Origin of the sequence: Arcobacter suis CECT 7833, assembly GCF_003544815.1 — a bacterium.
Taxonomy (GTDB): Bacteria; Campylobacterota; Campylobacteria; order Campylobacterales; family Arcobacteraceae; genus Aliarcobacter; species Aliarcobacter suis.
The window spans coordinates 37113-62129 of the sequence record NZ_CP032100.1; the positions used below are offsets into that span (position 1 = coordinate 37113).

Here is a 25017-nt window from a genome sequence, read left to right on the forward strand (position 1 = left end):
AGAACTATTCCTAAGTTTAGATAAGTTTTTTTATTTTTACATCATCTCGTCCCATAAATTGTTTTGTATTTACGCTTTGAACAATTAGTTTTGAAATTTTATCTGTAATAAGTGCCACATTGTGAGATTCAGCAGCCACATTTGCATTTAATTGAGTTTGTCTATCTAATAGATTTATTGCATCATTTATTTGTACAATACCATCTAATTGTTCTTTTGAAGCTAGTTGAATATCATTAATAATATTTGTTGTATGTGAGATATTTTCACTTAAGCTTTTGTATCCTTCAATCATTGTATTTGCAATCTTTTTCCCATCATTAGCTTTTATTGTTGCATTTTCAACTATTATTTTTATCTCTTTTGCAGCTTCTGCACTTTTATTTGCTAGATTTCTTACCTCAGCTGCTACAACCGCAAATCCTCGTCCTGCTTCACCTGCGGTTGCTGCTTCTACGGCTGCATTTAAAGAAAGAATATTTGTTTGAAAAGCTATTTGGTCAATTATACTTATGGCACAATTAATTGAATTTACTTGTGAGTTTATCTCTTCCATAGCAATTGTTGTTTGATTTGCTAAAATTTCACCATTATTAGTTGCAATAATTAATTCATTTGATAAATTTGCCATTTTAGAAATGTTTTCTGTATTATTTCTAATATTGCTGGTCATTTGTTCTAAAGATGCTGCTGATTCTTCTAAACTAACAGCCGCCGAATTGGAACTTAGATTTAATTTATCTACATTTATCAACAAAATATCTGATGTTTTATCTAGTGTTAAACCATTTTCTTTATTTTCAATCAGCATTGAAGTTATAGTTTCTCTAAGAGTATTAACTCCATCAACTAACATTTTAAATTCACCTTGAATAGTTGGAATCTCAACTTTTTTTATATAATCATGTTTTGAATAACTATCTAATACATCTAAAATAGAAGTTATTGTAAATTTTAGATTATCAACTAAAGAGTTAAATGTATTGGCAATGTAATTTAATTTTTCATTTGAAGTATTTGTATGATAAATCTTATCATTAATATTTCCATCTGCTAATTTTTCAGAAACTAACATTATTTCACCATAAACTTGAAGTTCTTCTTCATTTTTTATTTTTAAAGATAAAGATATTTTTTCTAACTTCTCTTTTAACTTTTTGTTAAAACCACTACTTGAAATATTTATATCTGGAATTTTATTTATTTTATTATTTATAAACGAATCAATATCATCTAAAGCTTTTAAAATAGCTTCATCACTTTTATTTGAAAATAACATTATAAAATCCCTTATTTCATAGTTGTATAAAGTATTTTAGCTTGTTCAATTTCTTGATTTGTAGGACAGACTCTAATTGAAATGTATCGTAACTTCCCATCTTTTGTTTTTGATGGATAAGCTGTTGCATTCACCCAATAGAAATTACCATTTTTTGTTTTATTTTTAACAATTCCATTCCAAATTCTACCATTTTGAATAGTTTTCCATAAATCTTCAAAAGCAGCTTTTGGCATATCTTCATGTCTAACCATACTATGCGCTTTACCTATAAGTTCGTTTTTTGAAAAACCAGCAATATCGCAAAAATCATTATTTGCATATACAATTACACCTTTTTCATCAGTCTCTGAAACTATCATTGTGTTTTTATGTAGCTTTATTTCTTTATTCATTTTACTTATGTTCTTCTATTATATTTAATTATTTTTCTTGAAAAATTAAAATTATTGTAAGTTTATAAACTTAATAAAAGGTTAAATTAATAAATATGATATTTATATGATAAATTTAATAATTAATTAATGAAAATATTAATTTGCTATTTAATGGTCTTATTATAAGTTTAAATTAAAATTAATAGAAACATTAATATAAAAATAATGTTTCTATGGGAGTAGAATAATCTATTATTTAGTTTATATTTCTTTTATAATAAAAACATTATTATTTATTCTTCCCAAGGAGCTTTTGTACCTACAACTTTAAATACTCTATTATTAACTGCATTTGCTACATCAATTGCTAAATTTATAAGTCCAGAATAAGCTCCATAAGATACTTTTTTCTCTTGGTTTACATCTACAAAGGCTACTTTTTTCTTAATAGCTGTATATAAACTTCTTCCACCTGCAAGTAAAATATCAATTTTATGTTCATCTATTAATTGAGCTTGTTGTGTTCCTGGGTCTGTTATTAGAATTTTTACATATTGAGCGCAAATTTCTTTATCTTCTAAAGTTGCTTTTTGAACACTTGTTGCCACAACATCAATTCCTATATCTTGTAAAGCACTTGCTATTGACCAAGTTTTATTTCCACCTGTATTTAAAATAGCTTTTTTGCCTTCAAGTATTTTTTTATATGGAATTAATGCCTCTTCAAGTTTTGCTTCTTCTTCTGCTATTAAAGCTTCAGCTTTTGCAGTTAAGGCTTCATCTCCAAAGGCATTTACAATACTTCTTATTGCATTTGATGTATCTCTTTTCCCATAAAATGAGATAGAAATATATGGAATTTGATATTGCTCTTGCATTTTTCTTGTTAATGAAATTAAAGATTTTGCACAAACAATTACATTTAATTTTGCAGTGTGAGCCATTTGAATATTTTCAATTCTTCCATCACCTGCTAGTGTTGAGATTACTTTTATCCCTATTTTTTCTAAAAGTGGTGTGTATTGCCACATATCACCTGTTACATTGTATTCACCAATTAAATTTATTCCAAAAGGATGAATAACTTCAGGTTCTCGTGTACCAATCAGTTGATGTAAAACTGATTCTCCACCAAGTCTTGAACCCAGATTTTTACCACCAACAAATCCCGGAGAGTGAATAACAACAATTGGAATGCCATGTTTTTTTTCCATTCTTCCACAAACATTGTCCATATCATCACCAATCATTGCTGTTACACATGTTTCATATACAAAAATACCTTTTGGATTTTTATGTTCAACTATGTAGTTTATAGATTCTTCAAGTTTTTTATCCCCACCAAAAATAATATCATTTGTATTAACATCAGTTGTGTAACCCATAACTGTATTATTAACCCCCTCATGAGAAGTTAGAGTCTGTCTAGTTTCCCAAGAAGCTCCAATACAAGTAGCTGGTGAATGAACTAAATGAATTACATCTGCAAATGGGAAAAGTGAAATTTGAGCTCCCTCAAATGCACAACCACCACTTGTTGCCCCTGGTTTTGGTTTATCACATGAAGATTTTTTTGTTTTATTATGTGAGCAATCACTTTCACTTAAAAGTTCTCTAATTAATTTTTTATTTACCATAACAGACTCTTTGTATTGGATTTTATTTATATTATCCTTGCAAATCTTATTCCCTATGATAATGGAATACAACTTGCATAGATAAACATATCAAATAAAAGGAGTTAATATGATTGCAATACCACTAGATAAAAAAGAATCAACAACGATTTCTAAACTTTATGGGAATACACCATATTTTGCTTTTTTAAATGAAGAGACAGGAACTTTTAAAGTTGTTGAAAATACAGCCTGTGGAGATGGTATGAATACCGCAGAGTTTATCTCTAAACAAAATATTAATAGTACTATTTTTTATTATATGGGCGAAAAAGTTTTTGATAATCTAAAAGAAAAAGGCTTAAAAGTTTATAGTTGCTTACAAACTCACTTAAGCATAGATGAGATTTATCAAAGTTTACTTACTAATAACTGTAAAGAAGTAACAAAAGAGAATAGTTCAACACTTTTAGATTCTGGAAATAGTGCTTGTACTTGCAAAGCAAAATAAAAAATAGGTTTTAATAAATGAAAAAAGATTTGGATTATTATCTTAGTTTAGATTACCCTATTGAGAGTTATTTTGGGGAAAATGAAATTGGTGATGCTTATTTGGTTCAATATATTGATTTTGATATAAAGGCTTCAAGTGAAGATTATGATGAAGCAATATTATTGGCAAAAGAGTATCTAAAAATACATCTAGAAAGAGAATTAAAATTAAATAATCCAATCCCAAATCCAAATGAAGGAACAAGATTTATGGAACATAGAGTTGCACTTGAGGCATATAAAAATAAAGATTTTCAAAAAGCACATGATATTTGGGTAGAAGAAGCCAAGTTAAAAAATGACCAAGCAATGACAAATTTAGGGCTAATGTATTTAAAAGGTGAAGGTGTTGAAAAAGATTATGCAAAAGCAAAAGGATGGTTTGAACAAGCTAGTGCTTATGATAATGATTCTGCTAATTTTAATTTAGCACTAATGTACCAAACAAAGATTGGTGTTGAAGAAGATATTCCAAAAGCTGCTGATTATTTCAGACGAGCAGTTGCTAAAAATCATGTACAAGCTGCATTTAGACTGGCTTTAATTCAATTAAAAGATAGAACAAATTTAAGTGGAATAAAAGAAGGTTTTGATTGTATGCTTAAAGCTGCAAAGGCTGGTCATGTAATGGCAACAGTTCAATTAACAGGTGTTGATAAACCTTTAGAAGATGGGGAATTAAATAGAAATTTTAGAGGTAAAAGTTTAGAAGACCAACTTGAAATTTTAAATGATGCCCTAGAGAGATTTATTAGACCAATTTTGAAAAAAGATGGTGGAAATATAATTCTAATCGATTATTTAAATGAGCCAGAAATAGAGTTAAGACTGGCATATCAAGGGGCTTGTGTTGGCTGTTCAATTGCTTCAACTGGAACTTATGAGATGATAAAAAGTACAATAGAGCAAGTAATAGATAAAAGAGTAAGGATTTATGTATTATGAAAATCGCATTTGCATCAACGAATAATATTCATGTTAACCAACATTTTGGTTGGTGCAAAGAGTTTTATATATATGAAATTCTAGAAGATAGTTTCAATTTTATAAAAAGCATAGATTCCTCTATTGAAATTTCAGATGAAATAGAAAAGCTAACTTACAAAATAGAGTGTTTGGAAGATAGTGACATTTTATATGTACAACAAATTGGACCAAAAGCTTCACGAATGGTTCAATCTTGTAAGATTTTCCCTATGCAATCTGCTAAGGAAAATGAAAAAATAGAAGATATTCTAAATTTACTTATAAAAATGAGATCTAATCCTCCAATATGGATGAGAAGGTTAATTGAAAATGAATCATAATAAACCAATAGAAATAGCAAATAATATTTATTTTATCGGGGCTTTTGACCCTGATATTAGAACCTTTGACATTATCATGAAAACTGCAAATGGTTCTTCATATAATGCTTATTTGATAAAAACAAGTGAAGGTGTTATTATTGTTGATACTGTAAAGTTGGGATTTGAAAAAGAGTTTTTTTCAAAAATAGAACAACTTTGCTCTTATGATGAAATAAAATATGTGATTTGTCATCATTTAGAACCAGACCATGCAGGAGCAATTCCTGAATTAATCAAAAGAGTTCCAAATGCAAAGGTTTTAATTTCACCACAAGCAACACCAATGTTAAAAGCAATCACAAACAATGAAAATATTAATTTTGAAACAGTTTGGACAAATAAAAGTTTAACTCTAGGTGATAAAACAATAAATTTTTTAACAACACCTTATTTACATTGGCCAGAGACAATGAGTTCTTATGTTGTTGAAGACTCTTTACTTTTTAGTGGAGATGTTTTTGGAAGTCACTACTATGATAAAAGATTATTTGATGATTTGGTTGGAGATTTTTCTTACGCCTTTAAATATTATTATGATCATATAATGAGACCTTTTAAATCTTATGTTTTAAGCGCTTTAAAGTTATATGATAAATTAGATATTAAAATGATTGCCACTTTACACGGTCCAATTATTAGAGAAAAACCATATAAATATATAGAATTATATAGAAAATGGAGTTTAAATAGACCTGAAAATATCAATGAAAGCAATAAAATTATCTCTATTTTTTATCTAACAAGTTATAAAAATACAAGAGATATGGCAGATGCTATTTTTGATGGAGCTGAAAGTGTTAAAACTATTCGAGCAAGTTTATATGATTTAGCTTCAATTGAAGAGCAAAATATGATTGATATTCTTGAAGAAAGCGATGGAATATTAATAGGAACTCCCACAATAAATGCAGATGCTCCAAAACCAGTTTGGGATTTACTTTCATGTATGATGTATTTGGAAAAAAGAGGAAAAACTGGAATGGCATTTGGCTCTTATGGTTGGAGTGGAGAAGCTGTGAATATGATTCTTGATAGAATGAAATCTTTACATTTTAGAGTTCCTCCAATTGAACCTATGAAAATAAAACTAATTCCAACAAAAGAGGAATTGGAAAACTGTTTTGAATTTGGTAGAGAGTTTGCCCAAATTGTTAATGGTAAAATGATTGAAATAGATATGAACTAAATCAAGATGAATAACCGATGAGTATAAAACTTTACAGGGGTTTAACTAAAACATGTACTCATCGCTTATTTATCTTAGGCTAAATCACTCAAATTTGAAACTTTATAAATCACATCTTTTAATTCATTTAATTTTTTTATAACAGCATCATTACACGGTTTATCAAGATTGTATCTTAAACTAATAAAGTCGTAAATATTATCAACATTTCCATAGATTTCTTTTAGTAGTTCTTTTTTTATCTCTTCTTGTACTCTCATTTTAAATCCTTTTTTTATATGAAATTTATTATGCATTTTTTATTCCTATATTTTGTAAGGAACAATATGTGCATTATATTTCTAAATTAAATAAGGAGTTATCTATGAGTTGTTCGTGTACTTCAAGTAGTTCTCAAGAATCAATCCAAGAAGAGGTAATGGCAAAGATTAATAATCATCCATGTTATAGTGAAGGTGCTCACCAACACTATGCAAGGATTCATGTTGCCGTTGCACCTGCTTGTAATATTCAATGTAATTACTGTAATAGAAAATATGATTGTTCAAATGAAAGCAGACCAGGTGTTACAAGTGGTAAATTATCACCAGAAGAAGCAGTTAAAAAGATTTTATATGTTGGTGGAGAAATCCAACAACTTTCAGTTGTAGGAATAGCAGGACCAGGTGATGCTTTAGCAAATCCTGAAAAAACTTTTAAAACTTTTAAAATGCTATATGAAAAAGCACCAGATTTAAAAATGTGTTTATCTACAAACGGACTTATGCTTCCAGAGTATATTGACCAAATTGTGAAATACAACGTTGATCACGTAACAGTTACAATCAACTCTGTTGATGAAACTGGTGAAGTTGGGTCAAAAATTTATCCTTGGATTTTATGGAATCATAAAAAAGTATTTGGAAAAGAAGCAGCAAAAATCCTTTTACAAAGACAACTTGAGGGTATCAAGATGTTAACAGATAGAGGAATTCTTGTAAAAGCAAACTCTGTGTTAATTCCAGGTGTTAATGAACATGAATTACCAAATGTTGCTAAAAAATTAAAAGAGTTAGGTGTATTTTTACACAACATTATGCCTTTATTATCAAAACCTGAATTTGGTACATATTATGGATTAAATGGTCAAGAAAGCGCAACTGATCAAGAAGTTATGGCAGCTCAAGAAGCTTGTGGAATGGACATGAAACTTATGTCACATTGTAGACAGTGTAGAGCTGATGCAGTTGGATTAATTGGTGAAGATAGAGGTGATGAATTTACAAAAGACACTTTTATGAATATGGAATGGGAAGATTTAACTAAAAAATATGATATTTCAGCTCGAGCACAAAAACACCAAGTTATTGAAAATTGGAGAGCGGCTCTTGACGTTGCAAATGAAAAAGTAAAAATTGCACAAGCTAGCAAAGAGCAATTAAGTTCAACGGGTGTTACTAAACTTGTAGCTGTTACAACTGCTGGTGAGGGAACTATTAACCTACACTTTGGAAATGCAAAAGAGTTCTTAATCTATGAAGCTGGTGATAAAGCAATCAAATTTGTAATGCATAGAAAAGTAGAAAATCCATATTGTAAAGGACCTGAAGATTGTGATGGTTCTTATCCAATTGAAGATATTAAAAATACTTTAAAAGATGTAGATTTATTATTAACTGAAAAAATCGGTGGATGCCCAATGGATGAATTAAAATCAATAAACTTGATTTGTGATGACTCTTATGCGCTTCAACCAATTGAGAAATCAGTTTTCGCAGCTGTACAAAAATATTTTTATTCAGAAAATTCAAAATCTGAACATGAGTTAGGGTAATCCCTAACTTATGAAAACTAAACCTACAGTAATACTTCTAAAAGGTAATGGCCCAATTTCTATAAATAATGAACTAATGGAGCTAATTACAATCACAACTTCCCACGGTTTTATTGGTTTTCCACTAAAACAACTTCGTGCACAAAAAGTTGTGACACTAACTGATTATGATAGATTTTTAATTATTGAAAAAGAAATCACAGAAAAACCATGCTGTTTTGTTTTTTCTTATGACATATTAGAAAATAAAGATTTAGAGCTTATTAAAGCTGAAGAGTTAGAAATTTTGGAATGATTTCTAACTCTTTTTTACTTTGATTTATTGTTTAAGTAATTTGTTTTTTAATTTAGCAATTATAAAATTATCAAGCCCACATTTAACATTTTCAAAATCGCCATCTAGATATTTAATTTGATTTTTATAGATAATTGCCCATTTATTATCTTCATCTTTAAATATAGCAGCATTCTCATCTTTGTAACAAACTTCTATTGAACTTAAATCTTTTGAATTTAATTTTCTAAATTGATAATCATATATAGAGTCTTCCTGCCGATTTGAAACAGTTATATATTTATCTTTAAAATTAACTCTTCCTTCTACTTCTAAAAGTTCATGTTCATCACCGATTTTATATATGGTACTCTCTCCTTTTATGAATACTGCATATAAATCACCCTTAATATCAGTTATGTTCTCATATTTTGCTTCTACAACAATTTGTAAATCTATATCCATAATTCCATATAAACCATTTTTTCTAAAGATTGCATATTTAGCATCTTTATTTATCTTCCAAATATAATCAGCTTTAAATAATGGCTCACTATTTCCTTCTTTAAAAATATAATATCCAGAAGGTTCTCCTGCAGAATTGTTTTTAATTATTTCTCCTAGGATATATTTTTTATCTTCGTTAAAATTATCTAATTCTTTAAATTTTGCAGGTAGAATTAAATCTCCATTTGTATTATATAAAGAATTATTGTAATAATTTATTGTTGCTTTGAAATATATAATATCTCCATTTTTATTGTATTTTGGAGTTATATCTTTATATTTAAGAGGAATAATAATTTTTGAATCTTTATCTATTAGACCTTTCATTATATTAAAATTATTTACTTGTGATGAAACTATAAAATAAGTTTTATCATATAATGAAGTATAAGGGAAGATAGTATCATATGATTGTGAAAATAGTATTCCTCCATTTGAATCTAAAATTATATTTTGCCCTTTTCCGATATCTAAGATATTATAATTATTTATTACTGAGTTTCTATATGTTATTGCCCCTGTAAATTTTTTAGTATCAAGATTCATAAATTCATATAACTTTTTTTTCTCATTGTATATAGGCACAAATTTTTTAGAAGAATATTCTCCAATATCATCGAGAGGAGAATTAATAACATTAGTATTAAATTTATTTATAATGAACCAATGATTATTTAATTTTACAGGTTGAATACCATCTATGAAATAACCTTTATATGGAATGTTTTTAATGTTATCATATTGGGCAGGGATAATAACATTAAAATTTGAATCAAAGAAACCATATTTATTATCTTTTTTAAAAGGTATCATATCATTGTCATATTGATCTGTCTCTATCCATTGATATATTGTAGGTACATTTAATTTTTTTGTTTGTGCATCTAGAATTCCATATTTATCATTCTTTTTTACTACAATGTATCTATTATTAATTATTTTTATATCTTCAAAAATATCCGTTGATAAGGGTTCACTTTCAAATGAATAAATTTTAAAACTGTCAAGTACTCTTAAATCTATAGTCTCTTTAATTTTGTTATTTTCAGTTTTTATGAAAAAACTATTTTGTATCTCACCATTTGCATTTTTATTAAATGCTCCACTCCATGATATACTTTTATTCCCGCCATAGATACGTACTTTTTTTTCGTCATTTGTGAAAAGTTTTTCTTCTTCTTTCGTTGTACTTTTAGATAATATATCTAATTCTTTAATTGCTTCTAAATCATTTTCAGTAGAATATTTCACTGTATTCCATTTATTCTTATCTTTTTCAAACTTTAGATAAATAACATCTGAACCGCTAATTTGTTTGTAAACTCCATCATATCTTAACGGTTTTACATCCTTATTTGCAATACAACCACTAAATCCCAATATCAATGCTATAATCGATATTACATAAATTAATTTTCTCAAATTTATCCTTATTTTATAACTAATAATATAATAATATAATATCTAATCTTATATATTAAACATATTTAATTATTCTTAATTTTCTTCTTAAGTATTAAAGTAGAAGAATTGGAAATTTAAAATAATTTCAAATTCTTTTTACTAATTCTTTTTACTAATTCTTTTTACTAATTCTTTTTACTAATTCTTTTTACTAATTCTTTTTACTAATTCTTTTTACTAATTCTTTTTACTAATTCTTTTTACTAATTCTTTTTACTAATTCTTTTTACTAATTCTCACTTCGGAACACTATTTGCATAAATATTTATATCGAAATTAAAGGTTAGTATAATGCCAATTATTAATGACACTACTTTAAGAGATGGTGAACAAACACCATACGTAGCTTTCAATACTAAAGAGAAGTTACAAATAGCAAGGCTTTTATATGAAGCAGGTGCTGATGAACTAGAAGTAGGAATTCCAGCAATGGGAAAAAAAGAACAAGATGATTTAAAAGAGATTCTTGCACTTAATTTACCTATTCAAATCATGAGCTGGAATAGAGCTACGATGGGCGATTTAGAAGCCTCTTTAAAGTGTGGATTAAAAGCAGTTGATTTATCTATACCTGTTTCAGATATTTTGATTGATATTAAATTTGGTGGAGATAAAGTAAGACTACTAAAACAGCTTGAAGAAGTAATTTTACAAGCCAAAAAAGAAAATTTATTTGTTTGTATCGGTGGAGAAGATTCAAGTCGCGCGAATAACTCTTTTTTAAAAGAGATTATGACATTAGGAAAAGAACTGGGTGCAAATAGATTTAGATATTGTGACACGGTGGGTATTTTAACGCCCTATAAAACTTATGAAAATATCAAAGATTTAAGTTCTTCAAATCTTTTAGATATTGAAATGCACACTCACAATGATTTTGGAATGGCAACTGCAAATGCAGTTGCTGGTTATGAAGCAGGAGCTGTAAGTTCTAATACAACTGTTATTGGAATTGGTGAGAGAGCTGGAAATGCCTGTTTTGAGCAAGTATTAATGTCTTTGAGATTACTTGGAAAAGAAGTTCATATAAATTCAAAAGCTCTAAAAGCTCTTATAAAAACTGTAAGTAATGCTTCAAACAGAAGAATAGATACAAATTTACCAATTATTGGTAAAAACATATTTTCACATGAATCTGGTATTCATGTAAATGGAATGATGAAATCAAACCAAGCTTATGAGCCTTTTACACCTGATGAAGTTGGTTTAAAACGAACTTTTCCTATTGGAAAACATTCTGGAAGTTCTACATTGATTTATCATTTAAAAATGGTTGGAATAGATCCAAATATAAATATCGTACAAAAAATTCTTCCAAAAGTTCGAGAAATAGTAACTAATAGGAAAAAAGTTTTAAGTGCAAATGAATTAAAAGAGTTATACCTATGTTCATTGGATATCTAAAAAATGGCTTTGAAGATTGTTTAGAGGATTTAATAAATAAAAATCCTTTATTTGATTTGGAGTTATTAAAACAAACATATTCTGTTTATCCGCAATATTGTTTTGCAGCTTATAAAGATTCAAAAATTATAGGTGTTTTAAGTGCTTATACTTTTGAAAATTATTTATATATAAATGTAATAGAAGTGATAGAAAAGTATGAAGATATTTTAAAAAGATTAGTTTCTTTGTTATTAAGAAATTTTCCAAATGAAAATATTTTAGTTTTAATCGAAAATGAAAAAAGTCAAGAATTAGAAAACTTAGGATTTAAAATTTATAGTGATTTTGTAAGATTTATGCATTCGGGAGAAGCTGTTGCTTTTAATTTTTCAAATTCAACTGCAAAACAAGTAAGTGGTGAACACTATGATGAAGTTGCAAGAAGAGTAGATAAAAAAGCATTTAATTTAAGAAGAGATGAGTATTTAAAAACAGATTGTGTTTTTTCAAACTCTTTAAAACTTTCAACAGGATATGGATATTTACACTCTTATGTTGTAAATAAAAGATTTATAAAAATATCTCCGTGGATTATGGATAATGAAGCTTTTTTAGATGCTGAAAAGCTTTTAAGAGGAGTTTTGTATTACCGTGGATTAAAGAAAATTTATGGATATGCCCCAAAAAATGTAAAAGAAATAATCGACTTATATCAAAGTTATAAGTTTAAAATCGATGAGGATTTTAAACTTATGTATTTGAAAGAAAAACCAAACATCGTATTAGATAATTTATACGCAATTTAAGGAGTAATTATGGAATTAACATCTGATCAAAAAGAGTTAAAAAAAGAGTTGGCTAAATATAAAAGAAAAGTTGTTGAGTTAGCTGGTGAAGTTCATGACATCGTTGAAGATACTATCTGGACTGATTATGTAAGATTACCAAAATTAAGCGAAGATATAAAAAATGCAATGAAAGAAGTTATTGAGTTTCAAGAACAACATCCCTACTTAAAGTAGTTTACAATGGAAAATTTAAAAGAAAAACAGATTTGCGAATGTGGTGAAATGAGTGTAATTCAAGCTCAAAAGATATTTGAAGAGACTGATTTACCATATAAAAAAGCAAAAAAACTTGTTACTGGCTGTAGTAAAACTTGTTGTAGAAGACCTTTAATGGCTCTATTTAACATGGTTGAGTTTGGTGAAGTTGATTATGAAGAGATTGCATTTTTAATTGATGCAAAAAACGATAGATTAAAGGATGAGTTATGAGTTATGATATCGAACACTTTGTCAAATGGATTAGAGCAAACGATTTAACACCTATACTTTCTGTTCATAGTGATGATTTAGAATTATTAACTCACTTGGATTTATCAAAAAGAAATTTAAAAGATTTACCTGAATCTATAGGAATTTTGAAAAATTTAAGTGTACTAAAATTATCAAATAACAAAATTAGAAAACTTCCAAAAGCAATTGGTGAATTAAAAAATTTAAGAAACCTACAATGTGAGAATAACTTAATTGAAGAGTTACCTTCAAGTATTGGTAATCTTGCAAACCTTATGATATTAAATCTCAATGTAAATAGATTAAAATCTTTACCAAAAGGCTTTTACGACCTTAAATCACTTACAAGACTTACTCTTGCAGCAAATAGAATTGAACATTTAGACGATGATTTTAAAAAATTATCAAAACTTTTGTATCTCTCTTTAGAAACAAATGAATTAGAAGATATTCCTGATATATTTGGGCAAATGCAACAATTATATTATTTAGATTTATCATTTAATCATTTAACTACTTTACCCTCTTCTTTGTCAAAAATAAAAGAGTTAGAAACTCTTATTCTAGAAGGTAATAGTTTGAAAAAATTACCATCTTTAGAATCTCACGATATGCTTATAAAACTTGATTTGAGTGGAAATGATTTAAAGTCTTTAGATTTTGATGTTAGTAAACTTGAAGATTTAAAAATATTGATTTTGGATAATAATTCTTTGAAAAAATTACCAAATGAAATTTGTGACTTAAAGAATTTGACAATTTTATCGGTTAGTTCAAATGAATTAGAAGAGTTGCCAGAGTTAATTGGGAATTTAGAAAATCTACAAGAATTAGATGTTGAAGATAATGAATTAAACTCTATTCCTGATACAATTAATAACTTAGTTAATTTAAAAAATCTTTTTATTGACAACAATAAAGGATTAAAAAAACCACAGTCATTAGAACTAGACTTTTGTGATGTAAAATAGGAGTATTCCATGAGTAATTTAGTATATATGGGAATGGAAAGTGAAATTTTAAAACTACTTCAAACCCACGCAAATGATGAACATGCAAAAAATGAACTTGCACCTTGGATTGCTAAAACTTCATTACAAATGGGACATTTATATTCAGATTTAGGTTTAGAAAGCAGAAAAGAAATGGGAGAATTTATGTGTAAAAATTTCACCTCATTGGCAAAATTAAAACCAGAAGATAAAAGATGGAAAAAATATTTATACGATTGTATTGGTAAAACAGCACCTGCTTGTGCTGCTTGTGAAGATATAAGTAATTGTTTTAACTGTTCGTTAAATCAATAAATGAAGGCTTTTTATGAAGAATAAAACTAAGTTAGAAGAAAAAAACTTTAATAAAAAAGATTTAGCTATTTTAGTTTCATTTGAAATAACAATAGTTCTTGTTTCTTTATTCTTTACAATGGATTAATTTAAAAATTCATTGTAAAGATCTTTATTTTTAGAGAAGATTTTGTAAGTCACATCTTTAAAAGTAAATTCTAAATAATTTGCATGAAGCCATAATCTATTTGATTTTGTAACTGTAAATCTATCTTCTAGACTTAAAGTTTTATTTAGGTAGTTTTCAGCATTTTCATCATCAATTCCATAAATTGGATCACCTAAAATTGTATGTCCAATAGAATATAAGTGAACTCTTATTTGATGTTGTCTACCAGTTAATGGTAAAGCTTCAATAAGTGTTAAATCTTTTTCTTTATTATATTTTAGAGGTTTTATAATAGTTACGGATTCTTTTCCATCATCACATACTTTCATTCTAACACCAATTGCAAGACCTTCTCTATCTAAACCTTTATCTATTCGGATTTCTTCTTTTATTTCACCTTGAGCAATTGCTAGATATGATTTATGATATTTTTTTTCTTGAAACATCTCTTTTAAAGCTATTTCACTTTTTTTATTTTTTCCCACAATTACTAACCCAGAAGTTTCAGCATCAATTCTATGTATTAAATTTGCATCTTCTCCAAAATGAAATCTAATTTCATCAAGTAAAGAATACGGAGTGTTTTTTGAAATTGGATGAACCATTAAATTTGTTGGTTTATCAAATATTGCAAAATCGTTAAACTCAATTAAAGGTTTTAAACCTCTTGAAATACCCTCAAAAACAGCGATATATATATAATCTGTTGGAATAGTTTCACCTGTGTTTATAGTATTCATATTTTCATCAAAGATTCTTCCTTTTGATGTTAGCCTTTGACCTATTTTAGGGTCTAAACCTAATTCATGAATTAAAAAAATTTGTATTTTTTTACCTATAATTGCTTTATGTTTTTTGAGTGTAAATGGCAAATTTTCATCCTATTCTTTTTTAGAAATCTGCTATTTTTTAACAGATTTTTTATTTTAGATTTTGTCTTTTTAGATACAATATCATACTAAAATAATCAAAAATACTTTATAAAAACGAAAACAAGGGACTATTAAATGGTAGAAAGATACGCAAGAGTTGAAATGAGTTCTAAATGGACACAAGAAGCAAGATATGCAGCATGGCTTGAAGTTGAAAAAGCAGCTGTAAAAGCTTGGAATAAACTAGGACTCATTCCAGATGAAGATTGTGAAAAGATAGTAAAAAACGCTACTTTTTCAGTTGAAAGAATTGAAGAAATCGAAGCTATCACAAAACACGATTTAATTGCATTTAACACAAGTGTATCTGAATCTTTAGGTGAAGAATCAAGATGGTTCCACTATGGAATGACTTCATCAGATGCTGTTGATACAGGTGTTGCAATTCAAATGAGAGATTCTTTAAAAATAATTATTGATGATGTAAAAATGTTAATGGAATCTATTGAAAAAAGAGCTCAAGAGCATAAATTTACTTTAATGGTAGGAAGAAGCCATGGAATTCATGGTGAGCCAATAACTTTTGGTTTAACATTAGCTGTTTGGTATGATGAAGTTGCACGACATCTTTTAAATCTTGAACAAACAATGGAAGTTATTGCTGTTGGACAAATCTCAGGAGCAATGGGTAACTTTGCCCACGCACCACTTGAGCTTGAAGAATATGCAATGGCAGAGCTTGGACTTAAACCAGAGCCTTGTTCAAACCAAGTAATTCATAGAGACAGATATGCAAGACTTGCAACTGCTTTAGCACTACTTGCATCTAGCGTTGAAAAATTTGCTGTTCAAGTAAGACACTTACAAAGAACAGAAGTTTATGAATGTGAAGAATATTTTGCAGTTGGTCAAAAAGGTTCTTCTGCAATGCCACACAAAAGAAATCCAATTTTAACTGAAAATATCACAGGACTTGCTAGAATGATTAGATCATATGCAATTCCAGCTATGGAAAATGTTGCTTTATGGCATGAAAGAGACATTTCTCACTCTTCGACTGAAAGATTTTGGTTACCAGATGCATTTATCACAACAGATTTTATGTTACATAGAATGAACAGTGTAATTGCAAACTTAACTGTAATGCCTGAAAATATGATGAAAAATTTAAACTTAACAGGTGGATTAGTATTTTCACAAAGAGTTTTATTAGAACTACCACTACAAGGTGTAAGTAGAGAAGACGCATATAGAATTATCCAAAGAAATGCTATGAAAGTTTGGGAAGAGATACAACAAGGAAAATCAACTACAAATGAAAAATGTGAATCTTTATATCTTCAATATCTGTTAGCAGATGAAGAATTAAGAAATTCATTAAGTGAAGAGCAAATAAGAGAGTGCTTTAATTTTGAATACTATACAAAAAATGTGGATAAAATTTTCAACAGAGTATTCAAAAAATAATATAAAATATAAATCGCAAGGTAATAACATGGGAATTATGATAAAAAAAAGAAATGGTCGGAAAGAAGTTTTAGATATTACTAAAATCCAAAAAATGACTATAGAGTCAACTTTTGATTTAGAAGGTGTTTCTCAAAGTGAACTAGAACTTGATGCACAAATAAAATTTGTTGATGGGATGAGTTCATCTGATATTCAAGATGCACTTATTAAAACAGCAGTAGAAAAGATTGATATTGATGTTCCAAATTGGACATTTGTTGCTGCTCGTCTTTTTGTTTTTGATTTATACCACAGAGTTGGAAAAGCAACTCATGGAATCAAAGGTGAGCCATATTGTCATTTAAAAGATTATTTAAAATATGGAAAAGATGCAGGAAGATTAATTCCTAATCTTGGAGAAGGTTACGATTTAGATGATTTGAATAATTATATAGATTCTTCAAGAGATTTTTTATTCAACTATTTAGGAATTAAAACTTTATATGATAGATATTTAATCAAAAATAACAAAGGTGAACCAATCGAATTACCACAGCATATGTTTATGGCAATTGCGATGTTCTTAGCTCAAGACGAAGTTAATAAACAACAGTGTGCAAAAGAGTTTTATGATGTAGTTTCTAAATTTGAAGTTATGTTAGCAACTCCAACTTTATCAAATGCAAGAACAAATAGACACCAATTATCTTCTTGTTATATTGGAAGTTCTCCTGATAATATCGAGGGAATTTTTGATGGTTATAAAGAAATGGCGTTATTGTCAAAATTTGGTGGTGGAATTGGTTGGGATTGGAACCAAATCAGAGCTTTAGGTGGTGTTATTGATGACCATAAAAGTGCTGCTGGTGGAACAGTTCCATTTTTAAAAATCACAAATGATATTGCTATTGCTGTTGATCAATTAGGTACAAGAAAAGGTGCAATTGCTGTTTATATGGAACCTTGGCATATGGATATTGTTGATTTTGTAGATTTAAAGAAAAACTCTGGAGAAGAAAGAAGAAGAGCTCACGATTTATTCCCAGCTTTATGGATAACTGACTTATTTATGGAAAGAGTTTTAGAAGATTCACATTGGACTTTATTTGACCCTTATGAAGTAAAAGATTTATCTGAACTTTATGGTGATGAGTTCAAAAAAAGATATACAGAATATGAGAATGATGAATCAATCACAAAAAACATAATGAAAGCAAAAGATTTATGGAAAAAAGTTTTAACTTCATATTTTGAAGTTGGAAGTCCTTTTTTATGTTTCAAAGATACAGCAAATAGAGCAAATCCAAACTCACATGTTGGACATATTAGAAGTTCAAACCTTTGTACAGAGATTTTCCAAAATACAAATCCAAACCACTACAAAATCAAACTTGAATTTGTAGATGGAACAATTTCTACTTTTGAAGAAGAAGATTTAATTGTTGTTGATGGTGGAATCACTAAAAAAGCAAATAAAGTTTCTGCACTTGATAGTATAAATGGTAAAAAAGTATTCATAGTTGAAAAAGAAAGAATTGATGGAGATACAGCTGTTTGTAACTTAGCATCTGTAAATCTTTCAAGAATTAATACAAAAGAAGATATTGAAAGAGTTGTTCCAATAGCTGTTAGAATGCTTGATAATGTTATTGATTTAAACTTTTATCCATTAAGAAAAGTAAAAGCTACAAACTTAAAATCAAGAAGTATTGGTCTTGGTGTTATGGGTGAAGCCGAAATGTTAGCTGATTATAAACTTGTTTGGGGTTCAAATGAACACTTCAAAAAAATTGACCAAATCATGGAAGCAATTTCATATAATGTTATTAAATCAAGTTCAGATTTAGCAACACAAAAAGGTATCTATCCAACTTTTGCAGGTTCAAAATGGTCACAAGGAATTATGCCACATGACCACGCTCCTCAAGCTGTAAATGCTCTTGTTGATAAAGATTTATTCGATGCTTCTTATGATTGGGATGTTTTAAGAGAAAAAGTAAAAAAAGATGGAATGAGAAATGGTTACTTAATGGCAGTAGCTCCTACTTCATCTATTTCAATTCTTGTAGGAACTACTCAAGCAATAGAGCCAGTTTATAAAAGAAAATGGTTTGAAGAAAACTTATCTGGATTAATTCCAGTGGTTGTTCCAAAACTAAGTCCTGAAACTTGGAATTATTACACACCTGCATTTGAAATTGACCAATTACAAGTTATTAAAGCAGCTGCAATTAGACAAAAATGGATAGACCAAGGTCAATCTACAAATATTTTTATGAGCTTAGATAAAGCAAGTGGAAAACATCTACATGAAATCTATACATTAGCTTGGAAATTAGGGCTTAAATCAACATATTATTTAAGAAGCCAATCACCTGAAGCAAAAAATGATGTAGAAGATAGAAGTATGGAGTGTAGTGGTTGTCAATAAGACGATCTTACATTTCATAACTACGAATAATTATATAAATAGAATAAAATCTTAGAAAAAATAGAGGATTCCCAATGGAAAGAAAAACTAGTTATAACCCTGATTCTAAAGAGAGTTTAAATGATAGAAGAGTTTTTGGTGGAAATAGCGATGGTATGATTAATTTCACAAAAATGAAATATCAGTGGGCATTAAATCTTTGGGATACAATGGAAGCTAATACTTGGTTTCCAAGAGAAGTTCAAATGACAGGTGATGCAAAAGATTATAAATTTTTGACTGAACCTGAAAAAAGAATGTATGATTTAGTTTTATCTCAACTTATTTTTATGGATTCTTTACAAACAAATAATCTAATGGATAATATAAATCCATATATCACAGCTCCTGAAATAAATGCTTGTTTAGCAAGACAATCTTATGAAGAAGCAAATCATAGTAAATCTTATGCAGTTATGGTTGAATCTATTTCTGATAATACAGACCAAATCTATGATATGTGGAAAAATGATACTAAACTAAGAGAAAAAAACAACTATATTGCAGCTGTTTATAAAAACCTTTCAGGTGAAATTACAGATCAAGGAATTGTTTTAGCACTTTTCGCAAATCAGATTTTAGAGGGATTATATTTTTATGCAGGATTTGCAGCTATGTATGCCCTTGGAAAATCAGGAAAAATGCTAGGAAGTTCACAAATGATTAGATTCATCCAAAGAGATGAAGTAACTCACCTTTTACTTTTCCAAAACATGATTAATTCAGTTAGAAAAGAAAGACCAGAACTTTTCACTGCTGAACTTGAAGAGATTGTAAGAGGAATGTTCAGAAAAGCAGTAGAACTAGAATCAGCTTGGGGTTCATATATCACTCAAGGACAAATCCTAGGTTTCACAGATGGAATTATCAAACAATATATTCAATACCTAGCGGATAAAAGATTAGATGCAGTTGGATATAAACCAGAATATGGAGTGAAACACCCTATTCCATGGGTTGATGGATATGCGAGTTTCAACGACCAAAGAACTAATTTCTTTGAAGGAAATGTTGTAAATTATTCAAAAGGTTCTATTGATTTTGATGATTTTTAGAATCTGAGATATGACCGAAATGTCATTAAACTAAACTTTTATGAAAGGACTTAATATGATAGATATAAGAATTAAGGTAGTAATTAAAAAGAAGTAGTATCTCTAAAAGGTTTTTGAAGTTCTTCTTGAGATACTAATTCAGCCTCGGAAACTGAATAATACCCTCTGAAGACTTTAGAAATCCTTATATTTACTATTCATTTTTGTTAAAAATACAAAACTGTTATTGCTGAAAATGCAAGAATAAACTAATGTAAAAAGGACTATAAAATGGCAATAAATAAGAAACAAACTCAACCCAAAATCACAACATTAGCTGTTAAAACTATGAATAGTAAAACAGCTTCACAAATAGCAAAATCATTAGGCGCTTCTGCATTAGCACAGACTAATACAAATAAACAAACAAGTTCAAAGATGGAGGTTATTGCCTCAAAAGTATTAAGTAGTAATAAGTATAATAAAAATACAAAAGCATTGGCTGGAACTTTATTATCTCAGGCTAATAAAGAAAGAAAAGTTTAAAATAAGCAGTATCATGAGAGAGATTAATTCTTCTTTTTAGTTAAAATACTATTAAAAAATATTTGGAGAAAATTAAAATGATAAAAATAAGCCATTTAGACCATTTAGTTTTAACAGTAAAAGATATAGATAAAACAGTAGATTTTTATACAAAAGTTTTAGGTATGGAAAAAGAGATTTTTAAAGGCACAAGGGTTGCTTTAAAATTTGGTAATCAAAAGATTAATTTACATTTATTAGGAAGCGAATTTGAGCCAAAAGCGTTTAATGTTAAAGATGGCAGTGCTGATTTGTGTTTTATTGTAAATACGCCTTTAAATGAAGCTAAAAACTATATAGAATCTTTAGGTATAAAAATTGAAGAAGGAATCGTAAGTAGAACAGGAGCTATGGGAGAAATAGAATCTATTTATTTACGAGACCCTGATAAAAATCTCATAGAGTTATCAAACTATAAAAGCAAGTAAAACTTGCTTTTATTTAAAACTTCGTTTCATCAAAATAAAACTCATTAACCCCATTAAATCCTTCTAAAAAATATAAAAAGTAATTCACTTCTTCTATTTCATTTTCTGTAATTTTACCTTTCATTGAAGGCATTACTTTAAAATGTCTTATTACACCTTCAAGACAGATAGTTTTTGATAAATCAGGATTGTATAAATAATCCTTTAAAAAATCATTTGTTTGGTGAAGATGAAACTCTATATCTTCTCTACTTCCAATTTGTTGTTTTAGTCTAAATGAGATTTCATTTCCCGTTGGGGCTTTTAGTTTTAGAGTTTTATTGTTTTCTTCTATAAAGTTTTTCATTAATAGTGGAATTGGCATTGATTTTTGATGACATTCCATACATTTGTTTTCAAATATTTTTTCACCTTTTTCATACAACTCTCCATCAAACTCTTGAGGTAAATCAGATGCAAGTATAGAGCTAATAAATACACATGTAAGTAACAAATTTTTCATAGTAACTCCTTTTTTAAATTTTAGCACAAAAATAAGTCAATTTAAAAAGTGAGCGAATAAAGGAGATTATCTCCTTTATTTTATGCAATTAATAGTTTTTTTAAATCATCTTTTGCATTTGTTGTAAGTGTAAGATTGAAGTTTTCAGCTAAGAAGTTGAAAATATCTTCATTTACAAATTGTGGTGGTTTTGGTCCAAGATAAATATTTTTTACTCCAAGAGAAAATAAAGCAAGTAAAACAATAATAGCTTTTTGTTCCATCCAAGATAATACAATAGAAATTGGTAAATCATTGATTGGTGTGTTTAATGCTCCACTTATTGCTTTTGCAATTTCAACTGCACCATTTGAGTCATTACATTGACCTAAGTCTAAATATCTAGGAATTCCAGTTCCTTCAATTTCTCCAAAATCAATATCATTAAATCTGAATTTTCCACAAGATGAAGTGATGATTACACAGTCTTTTGGTAAAGATGAAGTTAATTCTCTATAATATTCTCCACCTTTCCCTGGTGCATCACAACCAGCAACTACAAAGAATTGTTTGATTTTCCCTTCTTCTAAAGCTTTTAAGATTTGTGGAGCTAAAGTTAAAACAGTTTTATAGTGGTGACCAGTTGTTAATGTTGTAGTTTCATTAAAATCAATTCCATTTGCATCTTCACACTCTAAAGTTCTTTTGATTAAAGCATCAAAGTTATCATTTTCAATAGGAGTTGAACCCTCAACACCTACAATTTTGTAAGTAAATAATCTATCTAAATATTCACAGTTTTTCTTTGGAGGAACAATACAGTTTGTATTTACTACAAAAGTTCCAGGAAATTTCTCCATTAGTTTTGCTTGGTCAAACCATGCTTTTCCAACATTTCCTTTTAGGTGAGGATATTTTCTAAGTTCTGGATAACCATGAGCTGGTAACATTTCAGAGTGTGTGTAAACATTGATTCCTTTATCTTGCGTTGCTATTAACAATCTTTCAAACATCTCTAAATCATGTCCAGAAACTAAGATAGCTTTTCCTTCAACTTTATTTTGAGAAACAGTTATGGGAGTTGGAATACCAAATTTATTTGTGTGAGTATTTGATAATCTATCCATCACTAAGCTTCCTGCTCGTCCTATTTTCATTAGTTGATTGATGTGGTCGTTGAAGTTGAAGTTTACATTTGTAAGTGTGAAATAAAGCGTTTCACTCATAACATCATCAATCTCTTTTGTAAGTTCTGGTTTAAATGTATTTAAATGTTCTCTGTATGCACTAAGACCTTTTAAACCAAAAATCATAATATCTTGAAGTCTTGAAAGATTTTCATCTTTTCCACAAGTTCCTACTGTTGCACCAGTACTTCCACATCCACCTTTTTGACTCATTTCACATTGATAACAAAACATACTCATAATATAAAATCCTTCTAAATTTTTGAGGGATTATATGGTTTTAGAAAGAGTGATACATTGATATTAATCAATAGAATATATATAAATAAAGCATTAAAACTCTAAAATACGACTTTAAAAATATAAAGGATTAAAATGTCAAAAGAAAGAATAAAAGATTTTATTGATAAACAACTTGAAAATTTAGATGATTTTTCTTACAAAATAGAAATTGATGAAAATCATATTTATGCAATTTTTTCAGAAATCTTAAGTGAAAACACAAATAAAGAGATTACTTTTAAATTACTAGATGAAGTTTTATATATGCATTCGGTTACTTATGGGTGGAAACCTGTGGAAAAAGGTGTAGCAAATAAATATTTTTGGATTGAACTTTTAAAAACAGAAGCTTAACAAGCTACTGTTTTTGGTGGAAGTTTTGAGACAAATTCTTCAATAGATATGGCAACTCTTTTTGAAAATGCCACAGCTTCTACAACTGTTCTAGCACCTGTAACAACATCACCAGAAGCAAATACTCCACGTCTAGCTGTTACTCCATTTTCATCACTTTGAAGTAGTCCATTTTCACCTAAAGATAATCCAGTATTGTTTTTTACAATTAAATCTCGTGCTGTTTGGCTAATGGCTACTAAAATAGAATCAGCTTCTTCAAAATTTTCTCTATTAATTTCTTGATCTGTTGTCATATATCTTATACCTTTTTCTGTTAGTTCTAAAGGTAATCTATGAAGTTTGAATTTCACTCCATCGATTTTTGCATGAGCAATTTCAATTTTTTCAGCAGGCATATCCTCTTCACCTTTTCTATACATAATTGAAACATCATTTGCCCCATTTCGTATAGCAGTTCTTGCAACATCCATAGCTACATTTCCAGCGCCAATTACAACTATTTTTTTACCTAAATCATAAGCTTTTGGAGTTTTTAAATAATCAATAGCAAAATGAACATTTCCTAAACTTTCACCTTTAATTCCTAATTTTTTAGGAGCCCAAACTCCAGTTCCTATAAAAATTGCATCAAAGCCATCCCTTTGTAAATCATCAAGGGTAATATTTTTACCAATCATAATATTTTTTCGGATTTTTACACCTAATTTTATTAGATTTGTTTCAATCTTATCAAGAATTGTTTTATCAAGTCTAAAATCAGGAATACCATATCTTAGAACTCCTCCTATTTGGTCATTCCCTTCATACATTGTCACATTAAAGCCTTTTAAAGCCATCATTATTGCAAGACTAATACCAGCTGGACCTGAACCAATTATTGCTAGATTTCGACCATTTAAAATTGGTTTCTCAAACTCTCTAAAATTCATATAATAAGTTGAAATATAGTTTTCAATTCCACCTACGTTTACAGGAGTCGATTTTTTATTTAAAACACAATGTCCTTCACAATGTTTTTCGTGAGGACAAACTAGGGAACAAATAATTGATAATGGATTATTTTCAAAAATTTTTTCTCCTGCTTCTTTTATATTTCCACTTAAAAAAAGTCTGATCATTTCTGCAATTGGAGTACCAACTGGACAGCCAGTTTGACATTTCGGTTTTTTACAATCTAGACAAGTTTGCGCTGAATTAATTATATGTTGCATGTTATTCTCTTTAGTAATTTCTTCCTAATTATAACAAATAAATAAAATTATAAAATTAATTTATAAAAATAAGCTATTATTCTAGTTATTTTCGTGCTAATTAAG

At 28.4% G+C, this 25017-nt stretch carries 27 protein-coding genes; 18 read left to right on the top strand and 9 right to left on the bottom strand.

Going from position 1 to position 25017, the window contains the following annotated elements:
• Nucleotides 1-16: 16 nt before the first annotated feature.
• The 3 genes from ASUIS_RS00215 to ASUIS_RS00225 all read right to left on the bottom strand — a co-directional run bounded on the left by ASUIS_RS00215 (nucleotide 17) and on the right by ASUIS_RS00225 (nucleotide 3293).
• Entirely contained in the window at nucleotides 17-1279 is a 1263-nt protein-coding gene (locus ASUIS_RS00215) for a methyl-accepting chemotaxis protein (RefSeq protein WP_118885148.1), read from the bottom strand.
• Nucleotides 1280-1290: 11 nt separating this feature from the next.
• Nucleotides 1291-1674 carry a PAS domain-containing protein gene (locus ASUIS_RS00220; RefSeq protein ID WP_118885149.1) on the bottom strand — a complete coding sequence of 128 codons (384 nt, stop codon included), beginning with the start codon at nucleotides 1672-1674 and terminating at the stop codon, nucleotides 1291-1293.
• Nucleotides 1675-1949: 275 nt separating this feature from the next.
• Nucleotides 1950-3293, bottom strand: coding sequence for a nitrogenase component 1 (locus ASUIS_RS00225; RefSeq protein ID WP_118885150.1), 1344 nt, complete (start codon nucleotides 3291-3293; stop codon nucleotides 1950-1952).
• A 109-nt stretch (nucleotides 3294-3402) separates the two neighbouring features.
• Here ASUIS_RS00225 and ASUIS_RS00230 point away from each other — a divergent pair, with 109 nt between their 5' ends.
• From ASUIS_RS00230 to ASUIS_RS00245, 4 genes are read left to right on the top strand one after another with little or no spacing between them, the layout of a single operon-like run.
• A complete protein-coding gene (locus ASUIS_RS00230; RefSeq protein ID WP_118885151.1) occupies nucleotides 3403-3783 on the top strand; it encodes a NifB/NifX family molybdenum-iron cluster-binding protein in 381 nt (126 codons plus the stop codon).
• 17 nt (nucleotides 3784-3800) lie between these two features.
• A complete protein-coding gene (locus ASUIS_RS00235; protein WP_118885152.1) occupies nucleotides 3801-4769 on the top strand; it encodes a NifU family protein in 969 nt (322 codons plus the stop codon).
• Nucleotides 4766-5131, top strand: a complete 366-nt coding sequence (locus ASUIS_RS00240; protein WP_118885153.1) for a NifB/NifX family molybdenum-iron cluster-binding protein — start codon at nucleotides 4766-4768, stop codon at nucleotides 5129-5131. The genes ASUIS_RS00235 and ASUIS_RS00240 overlap by 4 nt, the downstream gene beginning before the upstream one ends.
• Nucleotides 5121-6359 carry an FprA family A-type flavoprotein gene (locus tag ASUIS_RS00245; RefSeq protein WP_118885154.1) on the top strand — a complete coding sequence of 413 codons (1239 nt, stop codon included), beginning with the start codon at nucleotides 5121-5123 and terminating at the stop codon, nucleotides 6357-6359. Before ASUIS_RS00240 ends, ASUIS_RS00245 begins: the two co-directional genes overlap by 11 nt.
• A 74-nt stretch (nucleotides 6360-6433) precedes the next feature.
• Here ASUIS_RS00245 and ASUIS_RS00250 read toward each other — a convergent pair whose 3' ends face one another.
• Nucleotides 6434-6619 carry a hypothetical protein gene (locus tag ASUIS_RS00250; RefSeq protein WP_128326709.1) on the bottom strand — a complete coding sequence of 62 codons (186 nt, stop codon included), beginning with the start codon at nucleotides 6617-6619 and terminating at the stop codon, nucleotides 6434-6436.
• Between the two features lie 104 nt (nucleotides 6620-6723).
• On the opposite strand from ASUIS_RS00250, the gene nifB reads away from it, so the two are divergent.
• Both nifB and ASUIS_RS00260 read left to right on the top strand, forming a co-directional pair.
• Nucleotides 6724-8172 carry a nitrogenase cofactor biosynthesis protein NifB gene (gene nifB / locus ASUIS_RS00255; RefSeq protein WP_118885156.1) on the top strand — a complete coding sequence of 483 codons (1449 nt, stop codon included), beginning with the start codon at nucleotides 6724-6726 and terminating at the stop codon, nucleotides 8170-8172.
• A 10-nt stretch (nucleotides 8173-8182) separates the two neighbouring features.
• On the top strand, nucleotides 8183-8467 hold the full coding sequence (locus ASUIS_RS00260; protein ID WP_118885157.1) for a hypothetical protein: 285 nt from the start codon (nucleotides 8183-8185) through the stop codon (nucleotides 8465-8467).
• Nucleotides 8468-8491: 24 nt separating this feature from the next.
• On the opposite strand, the gene ASUIS_RS00265 is transcribed toward ASUIS_RS00260, so the two are convergent.
• Nucleotides 8492-10375, bottom strand: a complete 1884-nt coding sequence (locus tag ASUIS_RS00265; RefSeq protein WP_118885158.1) for a WG repeat-containing protein — start codon at nucleotides 10373-10375, stop codon at nucleotides 8492-8494.
• Between the two features lie 333 nt (nucleotides 10376-10708).
• Between ASUIS_RS00265 and nifV the strand changes: the two genes are divergently transcribed.
• The 6 genes from nifV to ASUIS_RS00295 are packed head-to-tail and all read left to right on the top strand — an operon-like array spanning nucleotide 10709 to nucleotide 14408.
• Nucleotides 10709-11821, top strand: a complete 1113-nt coding sequence (nifV, locus tag ASUIS_RS00270) for a homocitrate synthase (RefSeq protein WP_118885159.1) — start codon at nucleotides 10709-10711, stop codon at nucleotides 11819-11821.
• The gene (locus ASUIS_RS00275; protein WP_118885160.1) at nucleotides 11803-12609 is read left to right on the top strand and encodes a hypothetical protein; all 807 of its coding nucleotides are present in this window, start codon (nucleotides 11803-11805) and stop codon (nucleotides 12607-12609) included. Before nifV ends, ASUIS_RS00275 begins: the two co-directional genes overlap by 19 nt.
• A 9-nt stretch (nucleotides 12610-12618) precedes the next feature.
• The gene (locus ASUIS_RS00280; RefSeq protein ID WP_118885161.1) at nucleotides 12619-12825 is read left to right on the top strand and encodes a CCE_0567 family metalloprotein; all 207 of its coding nucleotides are present in this window, start codon (nucleotides 12619-12621) and stop codon (nucleotides 12823-12825) included.
• 6 nt (nucleotides 12826-12831) lie between these two features.
• Nucleotides 12832-13080, top strand: a complete 249-nt coding sequence (locus ASUIS_RS00285; protein ID WP_118885162.1) for a hypothetical protein — start codon at nucleotides 12832-12834, stop codon at nucleotides 13078-13080.
• Nucleotides 13077-14072, top strand: coding sequence for a leucine-rich repeat domain-containing protein (locus tag ASUIS_RS00290; protein ID WP_118885163.1), 996 nt, complete (start codon nucleotides 13077-13079; stop codon nucleotides 14070-14072). The genes ASUIS_RS00285 and ASUIS_RS00290 overlap by 4 nt, the downstream gene beginning before the upstream one ends.
• Nucleotides 14073-14081: 9 nt before the next feature.
• Nucleotides 14082-14408, top strand: a complete 327-nt coding sequence (locus ASUIS_RS00295; RefSeq protein ID WP_226799941.1) for a nitrogen fixation protein NifQ — start codon at nucleotides 14082-14084, stop codon at nucleotides 14406-14408.
• A gap of 123 nt (nucleotides 14409-14531) precedes the next feature.
• Here ASUIS_RS00295 and ASUIS_RS00300 read toward each other — a convergent pair whose 3' ends face one another.
• On the bottom strand, nucleotides 14532-15428 hold the full coding sequence (locus tag ASUIS_RS00300; RefSeq protein WP_118885164.1) for an RluA family pseudouridine synthase: 897 nt from the start codon (nucleotides 15426-15428) through the stop codon (nucleotides 14532-14534).
• A 135-nt stretch (nucleotides 15429-15563) separates the two neighbouring features.
• Here ASUIS_RS00300 and purB point away from each other — a divergent pair, with 135 nt between their 5' ends.
• The 5 genes from purB to ASUIS_RS00325 all read left to right on the top strand — a co-directional run bounded on the left by purB (nucleotide 15564) and on the right by ASUIS_RS00325 (nucleotide 21394).
• Nucleotides 15564-16895, top strand: a complete 1332-nt coding sequence (gene purB, locus ASUIS_RS00305) for an adenylosuccinate lyase (protein ID WP_118885165.1) — start codon at nucleotides 15564-15566, stop codon at nucleotides 16893-16895.
• A 28-nt stretch (nucleotides 16896-16923) separates the two neighbouring features.
• The gene (locus ASUIS_RS00310; protein ID WP_118887601.1) at nucleotides 16924-19308 is read left to right on the top strand and encodes a ribonucleoside-diphosphate reductase subunit alpha; all 2385 of its coding nucleotides are present in this window, start codon (nucleotides 16924-16926) and stop codon (nucleotides 19306-19308) included.
• Nucleotides 19309-19382: 74 nt separating this feature from the next.
• Entirely contained in the window at nucleotides 19383-20402 is a 1020-nt protein-coding gene (locus tag ASUIS_RS00315; protein ID WP_118885166.1) for a ribonucleotide-diphosphate reductase subunit beta, read from the top strand.
• 270 nt (nucleotides 20403-20672) lie between these two features.
• Nucleotides 20673-20927, top strand: coding sequence for a hypothetical protein (locus ASUIS_RS00320; protein WP_118885167.1), 255 nt, complete (start codon nucleotides 20673-20675; stop codon nucleotides 20925-20927).
• 77 nt (nucleotides 20928-21004) lie between these two features.
• Nucleotides 21005-21394, top strand: a complete 390-nt coding sequence (locus tag ASUIS_RS00325; RefSeq protein ID WP_118885168.1) for a VOC family protein — start codon at nucleotides 21005-21007, stop codon at nucleotides 21392-21394.
• 13 nt (nucleotides 21395-21407) lie between these two features.
• Here ASUIS_RS00325 and ASUIS_RS00330 read toward each other — a convergent pair whose 3' ends face one another.
• Together ASUIS_RS00330 and hcp are read right to left on the bottom strand one after the other, a co-directional pair.
• Entirely contained in the window at nucleotides 21408-21896 is a 489-nt protein-coding gene (locus ASUIS_RS00330) for a hypothetical protein (protein WP_118885169.1), read from the bottom strand.
• An 80-nt stretch (nucleotides 21897-21976) separates the two neighbouring features.
• Nucleotides 21977-23302 (bottom strand): hydroxylamine reductase, encoded by a 1326-nt coding sequence (hcp, locus tag ASUIS_RS00335; protein ID WP_118885170.1) that lies wholly within the window; start codon nucleotides 23300-23302, stop codon nucleotides 21977-21979.
• Between the two features lie 135 nt (nucleotides 23303-23437).
• Between hcp and ASUIS_RS00340 the strand changes: the two genes are divergently transcribed.
• The gene (locus ASUIS_RS00340; RefSeq protein ID WP_118885171.1) at nucleotides 23438-23698 is read left to right on the top strand and encodes a hypothetical protein; all 261 of its coding nucleotides are present in this window, start codon (nucleotides 23438-23440) and stop codon (nucleotides 23696-23698) included.
• Here the strand turns inward: ASUIS_RS00340 and ASUIS_RS00345 are convergent.
• A complete protein-coding gene (locus tag ASUIS_RS00345) occupies nucleotides 23695-24930 on the bottom strand; it encodes an NAD(P)-dependent oxidoreductase (RefSeq protein ID WP_226800028.1) in 1236 nt (411 codons plus the stop codon). The two genes, ASUIS_RS00340 and ASUIS_RS00345, sit on opposite strands and share 4 nt — an antisense overlap.
• Nucleotides 24931-25017 lie beyond the last annotated feature (87 nt).